Raw genomic sequence first — 18,050 nt, 5'->3', positions numbered from 1 at the left:
AAAAGGCACGGTTTCACAATATGTTAGCGCAAAACCTGTGGGCGGAATGCATGATGGCGCTAACGTGTCGCGACGGTTTGCGGTAACACGGGACCGATGTTGCGGAATCGGAAATAATGGTGGGACTCGCGGATCTGGCGGTTCTGGTTGGACGGGCGCTGATCGCGGCGCTGTTCCTGGCAGGGGCGGTACAGAAAGCGGTTGATCCTGAGCCTGCGATGTCCTTGCTGGCGGGGTTCGGCCTGCCCACTGCGCTGGTCTGGCCGGCGCTCGGGTTCAACGCGGTGGCGGGTCTGATGCTTCTCGCAGGCTGGGCGGTACGCCCCCTTGCAGTGATGCTGGCGGCCTATTGTGCGGTCACAAGCGTGTTTCACCTGATCCCGAACGATCCGTGGCAAATGAGCATCTTCGTCAAGAACTGGGCCATTGCCGGGGGCTGCCTTGTGCTGGCGGCGCATGGCCCCGGGCGCTATGTGTTGGGCCAGAAGAATGGGGTACAGCAGGTATGAGTGGATTGTTGGCGCTTCTCGACGATGTGGCGGGCATCGCAAAGGTGGCTGCGGCCTCGGTCGATGACATTGGGGCGGCCGCAGCCAAGGCCGGGTCCAAGACGGCGGGTGTGCTGATCGACGATGCGGCGGTGACGCCGAAATACCTGCACGGGTTCGAACCCGCCCGCGAATTGCCGATCATCTGGCGCATTGCGCGCGGGTCGCTCATCAACAAGCTGGTGTTTTTGCTTCCGGCCGCGTTGTTGATGTCGAGCTTTGCACCATGGTTGATCCCGCCCTTGCTGATCCTGGGCGGAAGCTACCTGTGCTTCGAAGGGGCCGAGAAGATCGTGCATGTGCTCATGCCGCATGACGATCACTCGGGTGGACCCGATGGCAGCCACAGCATCGCGGATCCGACCCATCTCGAGGAAGAGAAGGTCAAGGGGGCGATCAAGACGGATTTCATCCTGTCGGCCGAGATCATGACCATCGCGCTCTCGGTGATCGAAGAGGGCAATATCTGGATGCAGGGCGCCACGCTGGCGCTGGTGGGGATCATGGTGACGCTCGCGGTCTATGGCGCGGTGGCGGTCATCGTGAAGATGGACGATGTCGGCCTCTGGCTCAGCCAGGTGGGGCGACTGGGCGTGACCCGGGCATTGGGACGCGGGATCGTCAAGTTCATGCCGTGGCTCCTGAAGGGGCTGACGATCGTGGGCACCGCCGCAATGCTGTGGGTCGGTGGGTCGATCATCGTGCATTCGGTGGCCCAGATGGGCTGGCACCTGCCCGAAGACACGATCCACGGCATCGCGGTGGCCGTCGGGGCGGGGCAGGGCTTTGTCGAATGGGCGGTCACGGCGGGGATCGATTTCGTGCTGGGTCTGATCTGGGGCGTGATCCTGATCCCGGTCGGGGTCAAGATCATCGGCCCGGTCTGGACCGCCGTGATGCCCAAAGGGGTCTGAGCCGCGTTAATCCTGTCTTAACCCTGTTGGGGGTATGCAGACGGGATGACGATACCTTCTTATCTCGATCCCGACACCTGGTTGCGCAACGTCTTCTCTGCCAAGGCAGTGGGTCGGGGCGGTGTGATCCACCGCGCGGCCCGCGATGTGGAACGGGTTGTCGGACGCGATGCCTTCCTGCGCGAGGTGCAGCGGCGCGGGTTTACGCTGGTCGAGAATGGGGATCAGCTTGTGGTCTTCTGCAACCGCGATCCCGTGCGCCTCATCGTGCAGCGCGATCCGCCGAGCCTGTCGCAGCGCGCCTGGCCGTCAGGTCGGGACTCGCATTTCCGGTGAGTCGTTGCGCACAACGCGTCAACGCGTTGTATCACTGCGTCGAGGCAGCGCGCGCGACCACGTAACCGTATGTTGCGAAAACGGCTCAAGCCGTTTTCCTGCGGCGTCGACGCGGCAGGATCGGCATGCTTCGGGTTTAAGCGCCTGAAACGCGTCAACGCGTTTCCGCCTTGCGTCGACGCAAGGGGGGCGGGCAACAGCGGGTCAGTAGCGCCGCAAACGTATCAACTCATTCGGGCGATGCATCGCGTGCCACCCGCAAAGTGATCTTGACCAAAACGGCTCGAGCCGTTTCCCTGCTGCGTCGATGCAGCAGGATAGTCACCCTTCTGGTCTTGGCACCTGAAACGCGTCAACGCGTTTCCACCTTACGTCGACGCAAGGTGGTCTGGAGTACAGCGGGTCTCTGAGGGCTGCGAACGCGTCAACGCGTTCGGGCGATGCATCGATGCATCGCGGACGGGCGGCCCCGACATGCGAGGCCGCCCAAAACCAGATCACGCGCGCGGGTCGGGCTGCCAGCGGCCCTCGACCAGATCGCGTGCCTTCTGCGCCACGACCTCGGCGGTGATGCCGAACTTCTCGTAGAGCGTGTCCGCAGGGGCCGACGCCCCGAACCCGTGCATGCCGACAAAGCCCGACTTCTCGCGCTTGCCGCGCTCTCCATAGAGCCAGCGGTCCCAGCCAAAGCGGATGCCAGCTTCGACCGCGACGCGCACCGGGCCACCCGGCAAGACGCGCTTGCGGTAGGCTTCGTCCTGCTCCTCGAAGAGCTCCCAGCAGGGCATCGACACCACACGCGTGCCGATCCCTTCAGCCTGCAGGATGTAGCGCGCCGCCATGGCGATCTCGACCTCCGAGCCTGTGGCCATAAGGATCGCCTGACGCTTGCCTTCGGCATCGGCCAGCACATAGGCCCCCTGCGCCACAAGGTTCTTGGTCTTGTGCTCGGTCCGCACGGTCTTGAGGTTCTGACGGGTCAGCGACAGGACCGACGGCGTCTTGGTCTGGGTCAGCGCGATTTCCCAGGCCTCGGCGGTCTCGACCGTATCGGCGGGGCGGAACACCAGCGTGTTCGGTGTCGCGCGGCTGATCGCCAGATGTTCGACCGGCTGGTGGGTCGGGCCGTCTTCGCCAAGACCGATGCTGTCATGGGTCATCACGTACACCGTCGGCACCTGCATGAGTGCGGACAGACGCATCGACGGGCGGGCGTAATCGGTGAAGCACATGAACGTGCCGCCATAGGGACGGATGCCGCCATGCAGGGCCATACCGTTCATCGCGGCGGCCATGCCATGCTCGCGGATGCCCCAGTACATGTAGCGGCCCTTGCGGTTGTCCACGTCGAACACACCCAGATCGCCGGTCTTGGTGTTGTTCGAGCCGGTCAGGTCGGCCGAGCCGCCAAAGGTTTCCGGCAGGATCGGGTTGACCACCTCGAGCACCATTTCCGAGCTCTTGCGGGTCGCCACGCTGGGGGCGGTCTCGCTGATCTGCTTTTTCAGCGCCTTGATGGTCGAGGAGAGCTTCTTCGGAGCCTCCCCCGCCATGGTGCGGGCGAACTCGGCCTGACGGGCTGCGGATTGCTCGGCCAGACGCGCCTCCCATGCGGCGCGCTCTTCGGCGCCGCGGCGGCCGATTTCTTCCCAGCCCGACTTGATGTCGGCGGGCACTTCGAACGGGCCGGTGGTCCATCCCCAGATCGCTTTGGCTTCGGCGTTCTGCTCCGCATTGGTCAGCGCGCCGTGACCCTTCGAGGTGTCCTGCGCGGCGTGGCCTAGGGCGATATGCGTCTTGCAGGCGATCATCGACGGGCGCGGATCAGCCTTGGCCGCGGCGATGGCGGCATCGATCTCGGCGGGGTTGTGGCCGTCGATCTCCTGCACATGCCAGCCTGCGGCGGTAAAGCGCGCAACCTGATCGGTGCGGTCGGACAGCTCGACAGTGCCGTCGATGGTGATGTTGTTGTTGTCCCAGAAGACAATGAGCCGCGACAGCTGCTGACGCCCGGCAATGCCGATCGCTTCGTGGCTGACACCTTCCATGAGGCAGCCGTCGCCTGCAATGACATAGGTGTGGTGATCGACCAGCTTCTTGCCGAAGCGCGCGCGCAGTGCTTCCTCGGCCATCGCGAAGCCGACCGAGTTGGCGATGCCCTGACCCAGCGGGCCGGTTGTGGTCTCGATCCCCTGCGCGAGGAAGTTCTCGGGATGGCCCGCCGTTTTCGCGCCCCACTGGCGGAAGTTCTTGACCTCGTCCAGCGTGATCTCGGCATCGCCGACAAGATAGAGCAGCGCGTAGAGCAGCATGGACCCGTGGCCTGCGGACAGGATGAAGCGGTCCCGGTCATGCCATGCGGGATGGGCGGCGTCGAACTTGAGGTGCTTTTCGAACAGCACGGTGGCCACGTCAGCCATGCCGATGGGCATGCCCGAGTGACCGGAATTGGCGGCAGCCACCGCATCCAGCGTCAGCGCTCGGATCGCTGCCGCCTTGCTCCAATGATCGGGGTTCTGGGCTTTGAGGGTCTCGATATCCACGGGCCGTCGTGTCCTTCATGATGGGGGCAACAGGGGTCTTTGACGGCGCTCATACCAGTGTCAACGCAGAGTTCAAGCGCCGTGCCCCCGCCGTCTGTGCATAAGGGGGCGCATTTTGAAACGCAGATTGTTAAACTTTCACATTAAGAGGACGGAGCGATTCGTTTCGTGAGCAAGGAAAAATGCGTTTTGGCGATGTCTCGGCATTGCAGGACCAACAACAAACGGGGATCAGGCAAATGACCCAAATTGACGAGTTGCAGCACCGGATCACGGCGGCGCTGGACCGGGTGGCACAGGGTGTGGCCCGGCTTGAGGAGCGTGCCGCGGCAGCGGTTCCCGAAGCGCCAGCCCAGCCCGGGATCGATCCGGAGGACGTGGCGCGCCTGCAGGATGCGCTGGACGAAGAGAAGCTGGCCAACGCTCAGCTGGAAGAGCGGGTGCGCAAGCTGCACGAAACCCACCGCCAGGAGATCGAGGCGCTCAAGGCGGCGGCCCAACCGGCACCGGCAGCACCGACGGTCGATGTGGCGGCGCTCGATCTTGATCTGCAGCGGTTGCGCCAGTCCAACGAGATGTTGCGCGCCACCAATGAGGAACTGCGCCGCGCACTGGCCGAGAATGTCGGTGAGCCGCATCTGATCAACAAGGCGATGCTGGCCGAGCTGGAAGGTCTGCGCGCCGCGCGCTCGGTCGAGGCGGCGGAAACCCGCGCGATCATCGCATCGCTGACGCCGCTGCTCGAGGCAGCGGCCGCACCCGAGGAGGCCAACTGATGCCCGAAGTCGAAATCACCATCGGCGGTCGCACCTTTGACGTGGCCTGCCAGGAAGGCGAAGAGCAATACCTGCATTCTGCAGCCCGCATGCTCGACACCGAGGCGCAGGTGCTGGCCCAGCAGGTCGGGCGCATCCCCGAAGCCCGTATGCTGCTGATGGCGGGGCTGATGCTCGCGGACAAGACGGCCGGTCTGGAGGACAAGCTGCGCGAAACCGAGGATCGCGCGGCGGCCTACCTGTCGGAACTGCGTGCCCTCAAGGACGCGCCGCCACCGGAACCGGAACGGATCGAGGTGCCTGTGGTGCCCACCGATGTGACCGAGACCCTGCAGGAGATTGCCGCCCGCGCAGAAGCACTGGCCCGCGATGTCGAGGAAAAGGCGGGATAGGGCGAATGCCGCACCCAACGAAAAAACGGCGCCCGCTGAGGCGCCGTTTTCATGTCTGGAGGACTGACCCGGCCTCAGGCGTTGGCTTCGCGGATCTTCTCTGCGGCATCCTTGTCGTAGGACACGCCATGCTCGTCGAACAGCTGATCAAGCTCGCCCGAGAGCGTCATTTCAGTAATGATGTCGCATCCGCCGATGAATTCACCCTTCACGTAGAGCTGCGGGATCGTCGGCCAGTCGGAATATTCCTTGATGCCTTGGCGGATGCCTTCATCGGCCAACACGTTCACATCGGCGTATTCGACGCCCATGTAGTTCAGAACACCCGCAACCTTGCTCGAAAACCCGCATTGCGGCATCGACTTGGTGCCTTTCATGTACAGCACCACATCGTTCGAGGTCACGGTGTCCTTGATGATGTCTTTCGCGTCAGTCATTCCTTTGCTCCATCTCTTCGCGGCGTTTCCGGTCCTTTCGGATATACGGAAGTGTTGCACCGACAGTGATCAGTGTGACAAGGCCGATGGCGGCGAACATCGGCCAGGTGTTGGACAGGAACCCGATCATGCTGCGCTCCTGCGGGCATCGGCCGTCTGGCTCGGTTCGGGGAGCCAGACGAAGAGGCCGATCAACAGGATCATCAGGATGTTCCAGGTCCGTGCGTGCATCAATCCGGGGCCTTGGTGGTCAGGGCCAGCGCATGCAATTCGCCATGCGAGCCGTCCATCTTGCCCTTGAGGGCCGCGTAGACGGCGCGCTGTTGTTGCACCCGGTTCTTGCCCTTGAAGCTCTCGTCGATCACCTCGGCCGCGTAGTGGTTTCCGTCGCCAGCGAGATCGGTGATCGTGATCTTGGCATTTGGGAATTCCGCGCGGATCAGGTCTTCGATTTCCTGCGCTTGCATGGCCATGGGGCTGCTCTCCGGTTGTGGACTTTGCAAAAGATGTATGCCGGGTGTGGGCGTTCCGCAAGCGGGTGCCGGGGCTTAGGCCGAGAGCGACACCCAGACCGGCACGTGATCGGACGGCTTGTCGCGCCCGCGCACCGCGCTTTCGATCCAGCAATCGGTCATGAGGTCGGCGCAGGCCGGTGACAGAAGGAAATGATCGATTCGGATGCCGTTGTTCCGTTCCCAGGCACCGGCCTGATAATCCCAGAAGGAATAGTGCCCGCCGCCCTGTGTGCAGGCCCGGAATGCCTCGGTAAATCCAAGGTTCACGATCCGTCGAAACGCGGCACGAGACTCGGGCCGGAACAGCGCGTCATCGGTCCATTGCTCGGGTTTTGCCGCGTCCTCGGCCTGCGGGATGATGTTGTAGTCGCCTGCCATCAACGCTGGCATCTCGTCTGCCAGCAAGTCCCGCGCGCGTGCTTCGAGCCGTTTCATCCAGTCGAGCTTGTAGTCGTATTTCGGCCCCGGCGCCGGATTACCATTCGGCAGGTAGAGGCCGCAGACCCGCACCGCTTCCGTGTCACCGATCACCGTCGCCTCGATCCAGCGCGCCTGTTCGTCAGTGTCATCGCCGGGCAGGCCACGCGTCACGTCCTCGAGCGGCAGCTTCGACAGGATCGCTACACCGTTGAACCCTTTCTGGCCGTGGGTTTCGACCGTGTATCCAAGATCCTCGAGCTCCTGACGCGGGAAGGCCTCATCGACCGACTTGATCTCCTGCAGCAAAGCCACATCCGGGGCGCTGTCGCGCAGCCAGTCGGTCAGGGCGGGCAGGCGGGCCTTGATGCCATTGATGTTGAACGTGGCGATTTTCATGGAACGTCCCTCCGGTTGCCCCTCTATCCCAAGAAGCTCGGAGGCGCACAAGCCGGGATCTCGACGAATCGAAGACGCGTCAGGAGGCCGGGATTCGCCAGCCGTGATATGGCGTTGGAGGGTCGAAGATGACGCAAGGTCAGGGTCGCAAAAAGTTATCCCCAGATTTCTTGGGTCTGTTGATAAGTTCAGGAGCTTTGCGACCGTAACAACCTATGGGCGAGTCTTCATGTGGATAACTCGCACGGATACTCGTCTAACGATAAATGCACTTCTAAAGTTCCCGCAATGCGTGTCACGTTGAGAGCATCAACCCAGCCAGAGGAGGCTCACATGACCGCACTTCGCTCCACCCAGATTACCGAGTTCCTGCAAGAAAATCAGTACAATACCGACGTGCGTGATGACATTCACGGCGGTGACGCCACGGCGTTGTTCACGTCGGGCTCCGCACCGATGACAGCGGCCAGTGCGCTCTTGGGCGACGCGGTCGACATGTTCACCTCCGGCTCTGCTCCGGCCACCAACGCCGCCGCACTTGGCGACGCGACAGGCCTGTTTACCTCCGGCTCCGCACCCACCACGTCCGATGCCCGCACGGTTGACGCAGTAGAAGCCTTCACCTCCGGATCGGCACCCATGACATCGGACGCCCGTACCGGCGACGCCGTTGAAGCCTTCACCTCGGGGTCTGCGCCGACCACCTCGGATGCCCGCATCGGTGATGCGGTCGAAGCGTTCACGTCGGGATCGAGCCCGCTCCACAGCGACGCGGCAACCGGTGATGCCGTCGAGGCCTTCACCTCGGGGTCCAGCCCGGTGGCGGCAGACCGCACAGCGGATGGCGAAGGCTGCGCGCTCTTCACATCCGGTTCGTAAGCTCAGCCCATGACCCGGGGCGGGGCAGGCCCGTCCCCAACGACCCCAAGGAGGATTGCATCATGTCGAACGTCATTCACCTTGCTCCCCCGTCCCGGATCATCCCGCAGGAAGCGCGCCTTGGCGCGCTTCTGCGCTGCTTTGCCCAGCACCGCCGCCATGGCGATGATGTGTTCTGGCTCAAGGAAAACGCCGAGATCCTGAACATCCTCGAATGCACAGGCACCCATCCGGGTGCGGCCGCGCTCGACGCTTATGCCGAATTTTACCAATCGGTCGAAAAACGCCTGCGCTTCTTTCCGCAATACTACCGCTTTTTCCTGTCCATCACGCTCGATCTCGAAGACCTCGGGATGCCCGGCGATCACGGAGAGCGCCTTGTTGCCTGGGCGCAGGACCAGGACCTGCCGCGCGCCGAACTGTCCGACCTGCAGCGCATGGAAGCGATGCGCCTGATGGCCCGCCGGGGCTTCGCGCCGAAGGGGCACGACCCGATGCTGGAAGACCGCGCGCGGTACTTCATGGCCCGCTCGGAGACATTCGCCCTGCCGAACAAGAAGGCCGCCTATGAACTGACCCATCTTGTGTTCTATCTCAGCGAATATGGCCGCCGCGACCCAATGCTCGACCCCGATGCAAAGCGCAGTCTTCACTTCGCCGGACTTCTTGCCTTCATCGAACAGAATGCCGATCTGCTGTCGGAAATCTGCATCGCCCTGAGCTATGCCGGCGAATTGCCGCCTCCGCTCTGGACAGACTGGCTGCGGCGCGAAACGGCGCTTTTCAGCGTGTCGGATGGTGCTGCGGTCAGCGTTCAGGACGATTACCATGAATTTCTGGTTTGCAACTGGCATCAGGCCCTTGTGGGCGACGCGGCCTTTGCCAAGGGATTTGCAGACGACCGGATGCGGTTCGACCGGAATGTCGTCCGCGCCACTCCGATGCGCGAAATGTCCGAAGCGATGTTCAGCCTTGATGACGCGCGCAGCGGTGACTGGCTGAGCATGCGTCTCTACATGGAAGACCGGCTATCGCCCGAAGCGATGCGTGTGCTGGAACAGGCGGAAACCTCGTCACAGCACTTTGCCGCATTCTTCAACGGCTTCGCCCGCGCCGAAAGAACGGCGCTGCACTGAACCGGGTGGGGGCCCGTGCCCCCGATGCGTTACATGGAAAAGCTGGTGCCGCAGCCGCACGAGGAGGTGGCATTCGGATTGTCGATCACGAACCGCGCGCCGATCAGTTCCTCGGAAAAGTCGATCACCGCGTTCGACAGGAACGGCAGCGAGACCGAATCCACCACGACCCGTTCTCCGTGCCCTTCGAGCACCAGATCATCCTCGGCCGGATCATCCAGTTTGATCTCGTACTGGAAGCCCGAACACCCGCCGCCTTCGACCGCCACGCGCAGGGCCTTGCCCTCGGCGCCGGCGCCGATTTCCGACAAACGTTCGAACGCGCGATCCGTGACTTTCGGTGGAAGCTGCATGTCACCCTCGGGTTGGCTTTGAATTGTGGACTGTTGTGAATATAAGGGCAGCCGGGACAGGGAACAAGAACAGGCGGTCGATCATGACGGCGCTCTATGCATGCGATCCGGGCAGGTCGCGAGGCAGGCTATACCCCGAAGAGGAAAGCGCGTTCCGGTCGTGTTTTCAACGGGATCGCGACCGGATCATCCACGCGTCCGCCTTTCGGCGGCTCAAGCACAAGACGCAGGTCTTCATCGAACACGAGGGCGATTATTTCCGCACGCGTCTGACGCACTCCATCGAAGTCGGGCAGGTCGCGCGGACCATTTCCAAAACACTGGGCCTCGATCTGGAACTGACCGAGGCGGTGGCGCTGGCACATGATCTGGGCCACACGCCGTTCGGGCACACGGGCGAGGACGCGCTGGATGCGCTCATGCAGCCCTATGGCGGGTTCGATCACAACGCGCAGGCGATCCGCATCGTGACATCGCTGGAGCGGCACTATGCCGATTTCGACGGGTTGAACCTCACTTGGGAAACCCTTGAAGGCATTGCAAAACACAACGGCCCGGTGAAGCAGCCGATCCCACATGCGCTGGCCGCCTACAACGCCCGGCACGATCTGGAATTGCACACCCACGCAAGCGCCGAAGCGCAGGTCGCGGCCCTGTCCGACGACATCGCCTACAACCACCACGACCTGCACGATGGTCTTCGAGCTGAGCTGTTCTCGACCGATGAACTGGCTAAGCTTCCCATTGTAAGCGATTGTTTTGCCGAGGTGGATCGGATTTACCCCGGACTGAACTATTACCGCCGCCGCCATGAGGCGTTGCGCCGCTTTTTCGGCGTGCTGGTCAGCGATGTGATCAATGTCACCCGCGCCAATCTCACAGACCTCGATCCACAAAGCCCCGAAGACATCCGCGCCGCAGGGCGAATGATGGTGCAGTTCACCCCGGCCCTCTGGTCGGATCTCAAGGTGATCCGCGAGTTTCTGTTCCACCGCATGTACCGCGCGCCCGGCGTGGTCGAGATGCGCGCACAGGTGACGAAAGTCATCAACGAACTCTTCCCTCTGTTCATGTCCGACCCGTCTCTTTTGCCCAAGCAATGGCGCAAGGACGTTGCGGAAATCGAGACCGAGACGGAACTCGCACGGCTTGTCGGGGATTACATAGCCGGGATGACCGACCGGTTTGCCCTGCAGGAGCATGCGCGCCTGACAGGTTCGGACGTGATTTCCGCGAGGTCATAAGAGGAATACATCGTGGCAACACCTGCAGACGCCGGCATGAATCCGGTCACCGCCTTTGCTTTGGTCGGCGCTTTGGGCGTCGGAGCGCAATGGCTCGCGTGGCGGCTCAATCTTCCGGCGATCGTGTTGATGTTGCTGGCGGGGCTTATGGTGGGTCCGGTCTTCGGCATCCTTGATCCTTCCGTGGCGATGGGGGACCTGCTGCAACCGATCGTGGCGGTGGCTGTGGCGATCATCCTGTTCGAAGGGGGCCTGACGCTCAATTTCAAGTCCCTGACCGATGCCGCCGTTGGGGTGAAACGGCTGGTGATCATCGGTGGTCCGGTCGGCTGGCTGCTGTCGGCATCCGTTCTGCACTATGTCGGCGGGCTGAGTTGGGCCACGTCGGCGGTCTTTGGGGGCATCATGATCGTGACAGGCCCAACCGTGATCGCACCGCTTTTGCGTCAGGCGCGGTTGAAACGCCGCCCGGCGGCGCTTTTGCAATGGGAAGCCATCGTCAACGATCCGGCAGGCGCTTTGGCCGCTGTTCTGGCCTTCGAAGTGGTGCTTGTCTGGCAGACCGCGACGACCGTGGAACAGGCGGTGACCGAACTGGCCATCGGGATTTCGGTTGCGACCGTAGTCGGTATTGCGGCCGGTTGGGGCATCGCGAGATCCTTCTCGAGTGGCTGGGTGCCGGAATACATGAAGGTGCCCGTGCTCTTCGTCAGCGTGCTGGTGGCTTTTGCCGCCTCGGATTCGCTGCTGCATGAAAGCGGGCTTCTTGCCGTGACCATCATGGGTGTCTGGATCGCCAACGCGCATCTGCCCAGCCATGCCGAGATGCACCGCTTCAAGGAACACGCGACGATCCTGCTGGTGTCCGGCGTGTTCATCCTGCTCGCCGCCAACATGACACGCGAGACGCTTCTGGCGATGAACTGGCAGACGTTGGCGACGGTGGTGGCCGTGATCCTGATCGCGCGCCCTCTGACCGTGCTGATCTCGCTGGCCTTTTCCAACGTGCCATGGGCCGAACGCCTGCTTGTGGCCTTCACCGGCCCGCGCGGCGTAGTTCTGGTCGCCGTCGCGGGCCTCTTTGGGGATCGCCTTGTTCAGGCCGGGATCGAGGACGCGGCGCAGATCTCGTCACTCGCCTTTGCGCTGGTGGCAGGCACCGTTGTGCTGCACGGCTTCACGTTGAAGCCCATTGCAAGGCTTCTGCGGCTCAACGCTTCCACCACGCCCGGTGTGCTGCTGGTGGGCGGCAACCGTTGGACGGTCGAGTTCGGCAAGCTTTTGAAAAAGCTGGACCTTCCGGTGATGATCTCGGACCCCAACCGCAGCCATCTGCGCGAGGCACGCGACGCGGGACTGGACATCTATACTGGCGACATCCTGTCCGAGGGGGCCGAACACCGGCTGGACCTGATGGCCTATGAAACCGTGATTGCGGCGACGGACAACGACGCCTACAACACGCTGGTGGCGACCGACCTTGCCCCCGAATTCGGGCGCGAGAACGTCTATCAGCTGACCCGCGAAACATCCGATTCCGCGCGCTATGCTCTGCCGCCGAAACTGGGCGGGCGCTATATCGGCGCGGGCGAGACCTATTGGCAGGTGCAGCGCCGCATGTGGGACGGATGGGAATTCCGCGCCACCACCCTGTCCGAAGAGTTCACCCTGCAGGATTGGTACGACACCCATCCCGAAGGCATCCCGATTGCCGATATCGGCCCGCGCGGCACGCTGCGCATTCTGGGGCCGAAGGACGCGCCCAAGGAAACCCGTGGCACCCGGCTGATTGCCATGCTGCCGATGAAAGAACACCGCGCCAAGGCGGAAGGCCAAGCCTGATATTTGACGCGGCGGTTGAAGGTGGTAGAGGACGTCCCGAACAAAGGACGTATGACATGAACCTTTTCTCCGATATCCGGGTGCTTGTGATCGACAGCCTGAACGCGATGGTGGCCGAAGGCGTGCTGCCGGACGGTCTCGACTTTGCCAATGTGACGGTCGAACCTCCGCGTGACCCGCTGCATGGCGATATGGCGACCAATGCCGCGATGGTGCTGGCGAAACCCGCCGGGGCCAAGCCGCGCGACATCGCCGAGGCTCTGGCCGCCAAGCTGTCCGCTGATCCGCGTGTGTCTTCGGCCGAGGTGGCGGGACCGGGCTTCCTCAACCTGCGGCTGGGGGATGCCGTGTGGCAGGGCCTGCCGAAGACGATCCTGTCCTCTGGCACCGCCTACGGCAAATCCGACATGGGACAGGGCAAGCGCGTGAATGTGGAATACGTGTCCGCGAACCCGACAGGTCCTCTGCATGTCGGCCACACGCGGGGTGCGGTGTTTGGTGACGCGCTGGCCTCGCTGCTGGATTACGCAGGCTACGACGTCACGCGGGAATACTACATCAACGATGGCGGCGCGCAGGTCGATGTGCTCGCGCGGTCGGTCTACCTGCGCTACCAGGAGGCCCATGACCTGAGCGTCGATTGGCCCGATGGCACCTATCCCGGCGACTACCTCATCGAAGTGGGCGAGGCGCTGAAGTCCAAAGTGGGTGACAAGTACCTTGATGCGCCCGAAGACGTGTGGCTGGACGAGGTGCGCGAGTTCGCCACCGACGCCATGATGATGCTGATCCGCGCCGATCTGGGTCTTCTTGGCGTCGAGATGGACAAGTTCTTCAGCGAGAAGTCGCTCTACGGCACGGGTCGGATCGAAGCGGCCATCGACAGTCTTCGGGACAAGGGCCTGATCTATCGCGGCACCCTCGAGCCGCCCAAGGGCAAGACACCCGAGGATTGGGAGCCGCGGGAACAGACGCTGTTCAAATCCACCGCCCATGGCGATGACGTGGATCGTCCGATCATGAAGTCGGACGGATCGTGGACCTATTTCGCGCCCGACATCGCCTATCACTATGACAAGGTGCAGCGCGGCTATGACCTTCTGATCGACGTCTTCGGCGCGGATCACGGCGGCTATGTCAAACGGATGAAGGCGGCGGTCAGCGCATTGTCGGACGGCAAGACGCCGCTCGACATCAAGCTGACGCAGCTCGTAAAGCTCTTCAAGAACGGTGAGCCGTTCAAGATGTCCAAGCGGGCAGGGACCTTTGTCATGCTGCGCGACGTGGTCGATCAGGTCGGCCCCGATGTCACGCGGTTCCACATGCTGACCCGCAAGAACGACGCGCCGCTCGATTTCGATTTCGACAAGGTGCTGGAGCAGTCCAAGGACAATCCGGTTTTCTACGTGCAATACGCCAATGCGCGGGTGCATTCGGTGCTGCGCAAGGCGACCGAGGCCGGGATCGCGGTGGATGACGCCACGCTGGCGGCTGTCGATCTGTCGGGCATGACCCATGACAGCGAACTGGCCGTGGCGCGCAAACTGGCGGAATGGCCGCGTCTGGTCGAGATCGCCGCGCGCACCAACGAACCGCACCGGGTGGCGTTCTATCTCTACGAACTCGCGTCCGATCTGCACGCGCTCTACAACAAGGGCAACGACGTGCCCGAGCTGCGGTTCTTGCAGGAGGGCAACACCGAGGTGACACAGGCGAAAATCGCCCTCGCGCGGTCCGTCTCTGTTGTTATTTCCGCAGGCCTTGGTATCTTGGGTGTCACGCCGGTTGAGGAAATGCGCTGACAAAAGCGCCATGACCGGCTGAGGCAACGGCAAGAAACACCGGCGGCAACGACCGCCGGGAGATGAGGCGGACATGGCAGATTCGGATTTCACGGCCCCCGCACGCGGGGACGGAACGTCTGGCAACCTGGCCACGGCAGCCAATTGGCTGGGCGCGGCCATGTCGCTGGCATTGGTGATTGGTGTAGCGATTTGGGGATATCGGCTGATCATGCGCGATGTCTCGGGTGTGCCGGTGGTGCAGGCCATCGAAGGCCCGATGCGCGTCGCCCCCGACGATCCCGGAGGCCAGATCGCACGACACGAAGGACTGGCGGTCAACAACATCGCCGGCACCGGCACCTCGGCCCCGCCGCCCGAGCAGATCGTTCTGGCCCCGCGCCCTCTGGATGTCACCGAAGACGACATGGTCGTGACCGAGATCACCGACACCCGCGCGCTCAGCCCGCGCGAGGAGGTGGCTCTGGCCGCGCTTCGCGACGATGCCCGGACCGAAGCGCCGGCTCTGGCACTGACCGACATCGCAAATGCCGATGATCCGATCAAGGCACTGGCCGACCAGATCGCCGCCAATGCGACCCCGTTCACCGAAATCGACCCGGCCCCCGACACAGGCGTGTTCGACACCGAGGAAGAGGCGGATCTCACAGCCTCGGCAGACATCATTCCCGCGTCTGTTCCCGGTGTGGCCCGGTCGTTGCGTCCGGCCCCACGTCCGTCCGGCCTGCAGCTCGCCTCGCTGTCCGCGCCGGCCCCGCGTCCCGCGTCAGGAGTGGCCGAAATCGACCCCAGCGCCATTCCCGCAGGCACACGCCTTGTTCAGTTCGGCGCCTTCGACAGCCCGGACATCGCCCGCGAGCAATGGACCAAGCTGTCCACGCGGTTCGGCGAATTCCTCGGCGGCAAGGAGCGCGTGATCGAAGAGGCCACCTCGGGTGGCCGTGTCTTCTACCGCCTCCGCGCGCACGGGTTCGAAGACCTGAGCGAGTCGCGCCGTTTCTGCGCGGCGCTGGTCGCTGAAGGCGCGGACTGCATCCCGGTGGTCAGCCGGTGACATCCAGACCGTTCGGAGCCGCCATCTTTGGTTGCGACGGCGCGCGCCTGTCCCCGGACGAGCGCGCGTTTTTTGCCGACGCCAACCCGTTCGGCTTCATCCTTTTCGACCGCAATCTCGACAGCGCGGACCAGATCCGTGCTTTGACATCTGACCTGCGCGATACGGTCGGCTGGAATGCCCCCATCTTCATCGACCAGGAAGGCGGCCGCGTGCAGCGCCTGCGCGCGCCATCGGCGACCGACTGGCTGCCGCCACTCGATCATGTGGATCTGCTGGGCCCCCATACCGAAGTGGGCATGCGCCTGCGCTACCGCATCATTGCGCACGAGCTGTTGGCACTTGGCATCGACGCCAATTGCGCCCCGATGCTGGATGTTGCGCGCCCCGAGACCCACCCGTTCCTGCGCAACCGGTGTTACGGATCAAATCTTGACCAGGTGGTAAAAATTGGCCGCGCCGTGGTCGAAGGTCATGAACGGGGCGGCGTGTTTCCGGTGATCAAGCACATCCCCGGGCATGGGCTGGCCCAGATGGACAGCCATCTTGACCTGCCGCGCATTGACGCGCCCACGGACACACTCGACAGCATCGACTTCGCCGCCTTCCGCCCCTTTGCCAATGTGGCGATGGGGATGACCGCGCATCTGGTCTACAGCGCCTTTGGCGAAACCGGCCCCGCCACCACCTCGGCCAGCATGATCCGCCGCATCCGCGACGACCTTGGCTTTACCGGCCTTCTGATGACCGACGACATCGGCATGCAGGCGCTTTCCGGGACCGTGCCCGAACGTGGTGCCGCCTCCCTCGCTGCGGGGTGCGACGTGATCCTGCACTGCAACGGCGATCTGGCCGAACGCATCGCCCTGATGGACCGGATCGGGACCATGTCCGAGCCCAGCCAGCGCCGTGCCGAGGCCGCACTGGCCCGGCGAACCATGCCTCAGGATGTTGACATTGCCGCCCTCACCGCCAAGCTTGCGGAACTGGAGCAAGGGCGCGGTGCATGAACGAGGCGACATCGGACAGGTTTGACGGCTCGGTCGCGGATCGGCTGGCGGCGGAAGCGCTGATCGTCGATGTGGACGGGTTCGAGGGCCCGCTTGATCTGCTTCTCACGCTCAGCCGTACGCAGAAGGTGGACCTGCGCAAGATCTCGGTGTTGCAGCTGGCCCGCCAGTATCTGGCCTTCGTCGAAAAGGCCAAGGCGCTGCGGATCGAACTTGCCGCCGATTACCTCGTGATGGCGGCCTGGCTCGCCTTTCTCAAATCCCGTCTGCTGCTGCCGCCCGATCCGACCGAAGACGGACCGTCCGGCGAAGACCTTGCCGCGCATCTGGCGTTCCAGTTGGAACGCCTGCAAGCAATGCGCGATGTGGCCGCGAAGCTGATGGCGCGCGACCAGTTGGGCCGGGATTTCTTTGCCCGTGGTCTTACGCAAGAGGTCGAACGGGTGCGCAAGGTCGAATATACCGCCACGCTGCTCGACCTGATGCAGGGCTATGCGCGCATCCGCACCAAGGACGAATTCCGCCCCTTCGTGATGGACCGCGACGCGGTCTTCACGATGGAACAGGCGCTGGAACGGATGCGTGGCTTGATCGGCTTTGCCGGGTCATGGACCGACATTTCATGCTACATGCCCGATGGCTGGGATGCTGACCCCGTGCGCTGGCGGTCGGCCACGGCGGCGACCTTTGCCGCCTCGCTTGAACTGGCCAAGGAAGGCAAGGTCGAACTGCGCCAGTCCGACACCTTTGCGCCCATAGAACTGCGCCGGAGAGACGGGCGATGAGTGACGAGACCGATACAGACATCGAAGTGGAAAAAAGCCTCTTCGAGGCGCCGCCCATGGGCGAACAGGAGCGCATGGTCGAAGCGATCCTTTTCGCCACGTCCGAGCCTGTTACGGTCAAGGAATTGAACGACCGGATGCCGCACGGGTCGGACGCGGCCGAGGCGCTGGTCTACCTGCGCAAACGCTACGAGGGCAGGGGCGTGAACGTGGTCAAGGTGGGCGATGCCTGGGCCATGCGCACCGCGCCGGACCTAGGCTTTCTGATGCAGAAGGAAACGGTCGAGACCCGCAAGCTCAGCCGCGCCGCGATCGAAACGCTGGCGATCATCGCGTATCACCAGCCCGTCACACGCGCCGAGATCGAAGAGATCCGGGGCGTGTCGGTCAGCCGGGGCACGGTGGATCAGCTTCTGGAAATGGAGTGGATCCGTTTTGGCCGCCGACGGATGACACCGGGCCGTCCGGTGACATTTGTGGTGACGCAGGACTTCCTTGACCATTTCGGCCTCGAATCCGCGCGCGATCTGCCCGGGCTCAAGGAACTGCGCGCGGCTGGCCTGCTGGAAAACCGTCCGCCCCCCGGAACGATGCCGCAAATGGGCGAGGGGGATGTGGACGCGGAGGAAGAAACCGAAGAGGGTCAGTCCGAATTGTTCGAGGATTGA

The 18,050-nt window shown here is 63.3% G+C and carries 20 protein-coding genes; 14 read left to right on the top strand and 6 right to left on the bottom strand.

Annotated features, from left to right (window positions below; translation table 11 throughout):
- Positions 1 to 116 precede the first annotated feature (116 nt).
- The 3 genes from MRY75_RS20805 to MRY75_RS20795 are packed head-to-tail and all read left to right on the top strand — an operon-like array spanning position 117 to position 1,798.
- On the top strand, positions 117 to 509 hold the full coding sequence (locus tag MRY75_RS20805; RefSeq protein ID WP_292309893.1) for a DoxX family protein: 393 nt from the start codon (positions 117 to 119) through the stop codon (positions 507 to 509).
- Complete coding sequence (locus tag MRY75_RS20800) at positions 506 to 1,462, top strand: DUF808 domain-containing protein (protein WP_292309892.1); 957 nt, start codon at positions 506 to 508, stop codon at positions 1,460 to 1,462. Before MRY75_RS20805 ends, MRY75_RS20800 begins: the two co-directional genes overlap by 4 nt.
- A gap of 45 nt (positions 1,463 to 1,507) precedes the next feature.
- Positions 1,508 to 1,798: a hypothetical protein gene (locus tag MRY75_RS20795; RefSeq protein ID WP_292309891.1), complete on the top strand. Its 291-nt coding sequence runs from the start codon at positions 1,508 to 1,510 to the stop codon at positions 1,796 to 1,798.
- Positions 1,799 to 2,295: 497 nt separating this feature from the next.
- On the opposite strand, the gene tkt is transcribed toward MRY75_RS20795, so the two are convergent.
- Positions 2,296 to 4,341, bottom strand: a complete 2,046-nt coding sequence (gene tkt, locus MRY75_RS20790; RefSeq protein WP_292309890.1) for a transketolase — start codon at positions 4,339 to 4,341, stop codon at positions 2,296 to 2,298.
- Between the two features lie 239 nt (positions 4,342 to 4,580).
- On the opposite strand from tkt, the gene MRY75_RS20785 reads away from it, so the two are divergent.
- A complete protein-coding gene (locus tag MRY75_RS20785) occupies positions 4,581 to 5,117 on the top strand; it encodes a hypothetical protein (RefSeq protein WP_292309889.1) in 537 nt (178 codons plus the stop codon).
- Positions 5,117 to 5,509, top strand: a complete 393-nt coding sequence (locus MRY75_RS20780; RefSeq protein ID WP_292309888.1) for a cell division protein ZapA — start codon at positions 5,117 to 5,119, stop codon at positions 5,507 to 5,509. The genes MRY75_RS20785 and MRY75_RS20780 overlap by 1 nt, the downstream gene beginning before the upstream one ends.
- Positions 5,510 to 5,583: 74 nt before the next feature.
- Here MRY75_RS20780 and grxD read toward each other — a convergent pair whose 3' ends face one another.
- The 4 genes from grxD to xth form a co-directional block, all read right to left on the bottom strand.
- Positions 5,584 to 5,946 (bottom strand): Grx4 family monothiol glutaredoxin, encoded by a 363-nt coding sequence (gene grxD, locus MRY75_RS20775; RefSeq protein WP_292309887.1) that lies wholly within the window; start codon positions 5,944 to 5,946, stop codon positions 5,584 to 5,586.
- Positions 5,939 to 6,076, bottom strand: coding sequence for a hypothetical protein (locus tag MRY75_RS20770; RefSeq protein ID WP_292309886.1), 138 nt, complete (start codon positions 6,074 to 6,076; stop codon positions 5,939 to 5,941). Before MRY75_RS20770 ends, grxD begins: the two co-directional genes overlap by 8 nt.
- Before the next feature lie 100 nt (positions 6,077 to 6,176).
- Positions 6,177 to 6,419 (bottom strand): BolA family transcriptional regulator, encoded by a 243-nt coding sequence (locus tag MRY75_RS20765; RefSeq protein WP_292309885.1) that lies wholly within the window; start codon positions 6,417 to 6,419, stop codon positions 6,177 to 6,179.
- Positions 6,420 to 6,494: 75 nt separating this feature from the next.
- Positions 6,495 to 7,277 (bottom strand): exodeoxyribonuclease III, encoded by a 783-nt coding sequence (gene xth / locus MRY75_RS20760; RefSeq protein WP_292309884.1) that lies wholly within the window; start codon positions 7,275 to 7,277, stop codon positions 6,495 to 6,497.
- Positions 7,278 to 7,610: 333 nt separating this feature from the next.
- Here xth and MRY75_RS20755 point away from each other — a divergent pair, with 333 nt between their 5' ends.
- Entirely contained in the window at positions 7,611 to 8,156 is a 546-nt protein-coding gene (locus tag MRY75_RS20755; RefSeq protein ID WP_292309883.1) for a DUF6749 domain-containing protein, read from the top strand.
- A gap of 62 nt (positions 8,157 to 8,218) precedes the next feature.
- Entirely contained in the window at positions 8,219 to 9,292 is a 1,074-nt protein-coding gene (locus tag MRY75_RS20750) for a hypothetical protein (protein WP_292309882.1), read from the top strand.
- A 29-nt stretch (positions 9,293 to 9,321) separates the two neighbouring features.
- Here MRY75_RS20750 and MRY75_RS20745 read toward each other — a convergent pair whose 3' ends face one another.
- Positions 9,322 to 9,645 (bottom strand): iron-sulfur cluster assembly accessory protein, encoded by a 324-nt coding sequence (locus MRY75_RS20745; RefSeq protein ID WP_292309881.1) that lies wholly within the window; start codon positions 9,643 to 9,645, stop codon positions 9,322 to 9,324.
- A gap of 83 nt (positions 9,646 to 9,728) precedes the next feature.
- On the opposite strand from MRY75_RS20745, the gene MRY75_RS20740 reads away from it, so the two are divergent.
- The 7 genes from MRY75_RS20740 to scpB all read left to right on the top strand — a co-directional run bounded on the left by MRY75_RS20740 (position 9,729) and on the right by scpB (position 18,050).
- The gene (locus MRY75_RS20740; RefSeq protein WP_292309880.1) at positions 9,729 to 10,889 is read left to right on the top strand and encodes a deoxyguanosinetriphosphate triphosphohydrolase; all 1,161 of its coding nucleotides are present in this window, start codon (positions 9,729 to 9,731) and stop codon (positions 10,887 to 10,889) included.
- Positions 10,890 to 10,925: 36 nt separating this feature from the next.
- Positions 10,926 to 12,731: a sodium:proton antiporter gene (locus tag MRY75_RS20735; RefSeq protein ID WP_292309941.1), complete on the top strand. Its 1,806-nt coding sequence runs from the start codon at positions 10,926 to 10,928 to the stop codon at positions 12,729 to 12,731.
- Between the two features lie 56 nt (positions 12,732 to 12,787).
- On the top strand, positions 12,788 to 14,533 hold the full coding sequence (gene argS, locus MRY75_RS20730) for an arginine--tRNA ligase (protein WP_292309879.1): 1,746 nt from the start codon (positions 12,788 to 12,790) through the stop codon (positions 14,531 to 14,533).
- A 73-nt stretch (positions 14,534 to 14,606) separates the two neighbouring features.
- Complete coding sequence (locus tag MRY75_RS20725) at positions 14,607 to 15,587, top strand: SPOR domain-containing protein (protein WP_292309878.1); 981 nt, start codon at positions 14,607 to 14,609, stop codon at positions 15,585 to 15,587.
- Positions 15,584 to 16,597, top strand: coding sequence for a glycoside hydrolase family 3 N-terminal domain-containing protein (locus tag MRY75_RS20720; RefSeq protein ID WP_292309877.1), 1,014 nt, complete (start codon positions 15,584 to 15,586; stop codon positions 16,595 to 16,597). The genes MRY75_RS20725 and MRY75_RS20720 overlap by 4 nt, the downstream gene beginning before the upstream one ends.
- Positions 16,594 to 17,382 carry a ScpA family protein gene (locus MRY75_RS20715; RefSeq protein ID WP_292309876.1) on the top strand — a complete coding sequence of 263 codons (789 nt, stop codon included), beginning with the start codon at positions 16,594 to 16,596 and terminating at the stop codon, positions 17,380 to 17,382. The genes MRY75_RS20720 and MRY75_RS20715 overlap by 4 nt, the downstream gene beginning before the upstream one ends.
- A complete protein-coding gene (gene scpB, locus MRY75_RS20710; protein WP_292309875.1) occupies positions 17,379 to 18,050 on the top strand; it encodes an SMC-Scp complex subunit ScpB in 672 nt (223 codons plus the stop codon). The genes MRY75_RS20715 and scpB overlap by 4 nt, the downstream gene beginning before the upstream one ends.

The organism is Marivita sp., assembly GCF_022763305.1.
In the GTDB taxonomy this organism is placed as follows: Bacteria; Pseudomonadota; Alphaproteobacteria; order Rhodobacterales; family Rhodobacteraceae; genus Marivita.
This window is presented reverse-complemented; position numbering and strand designations above follow the sequence as displayed.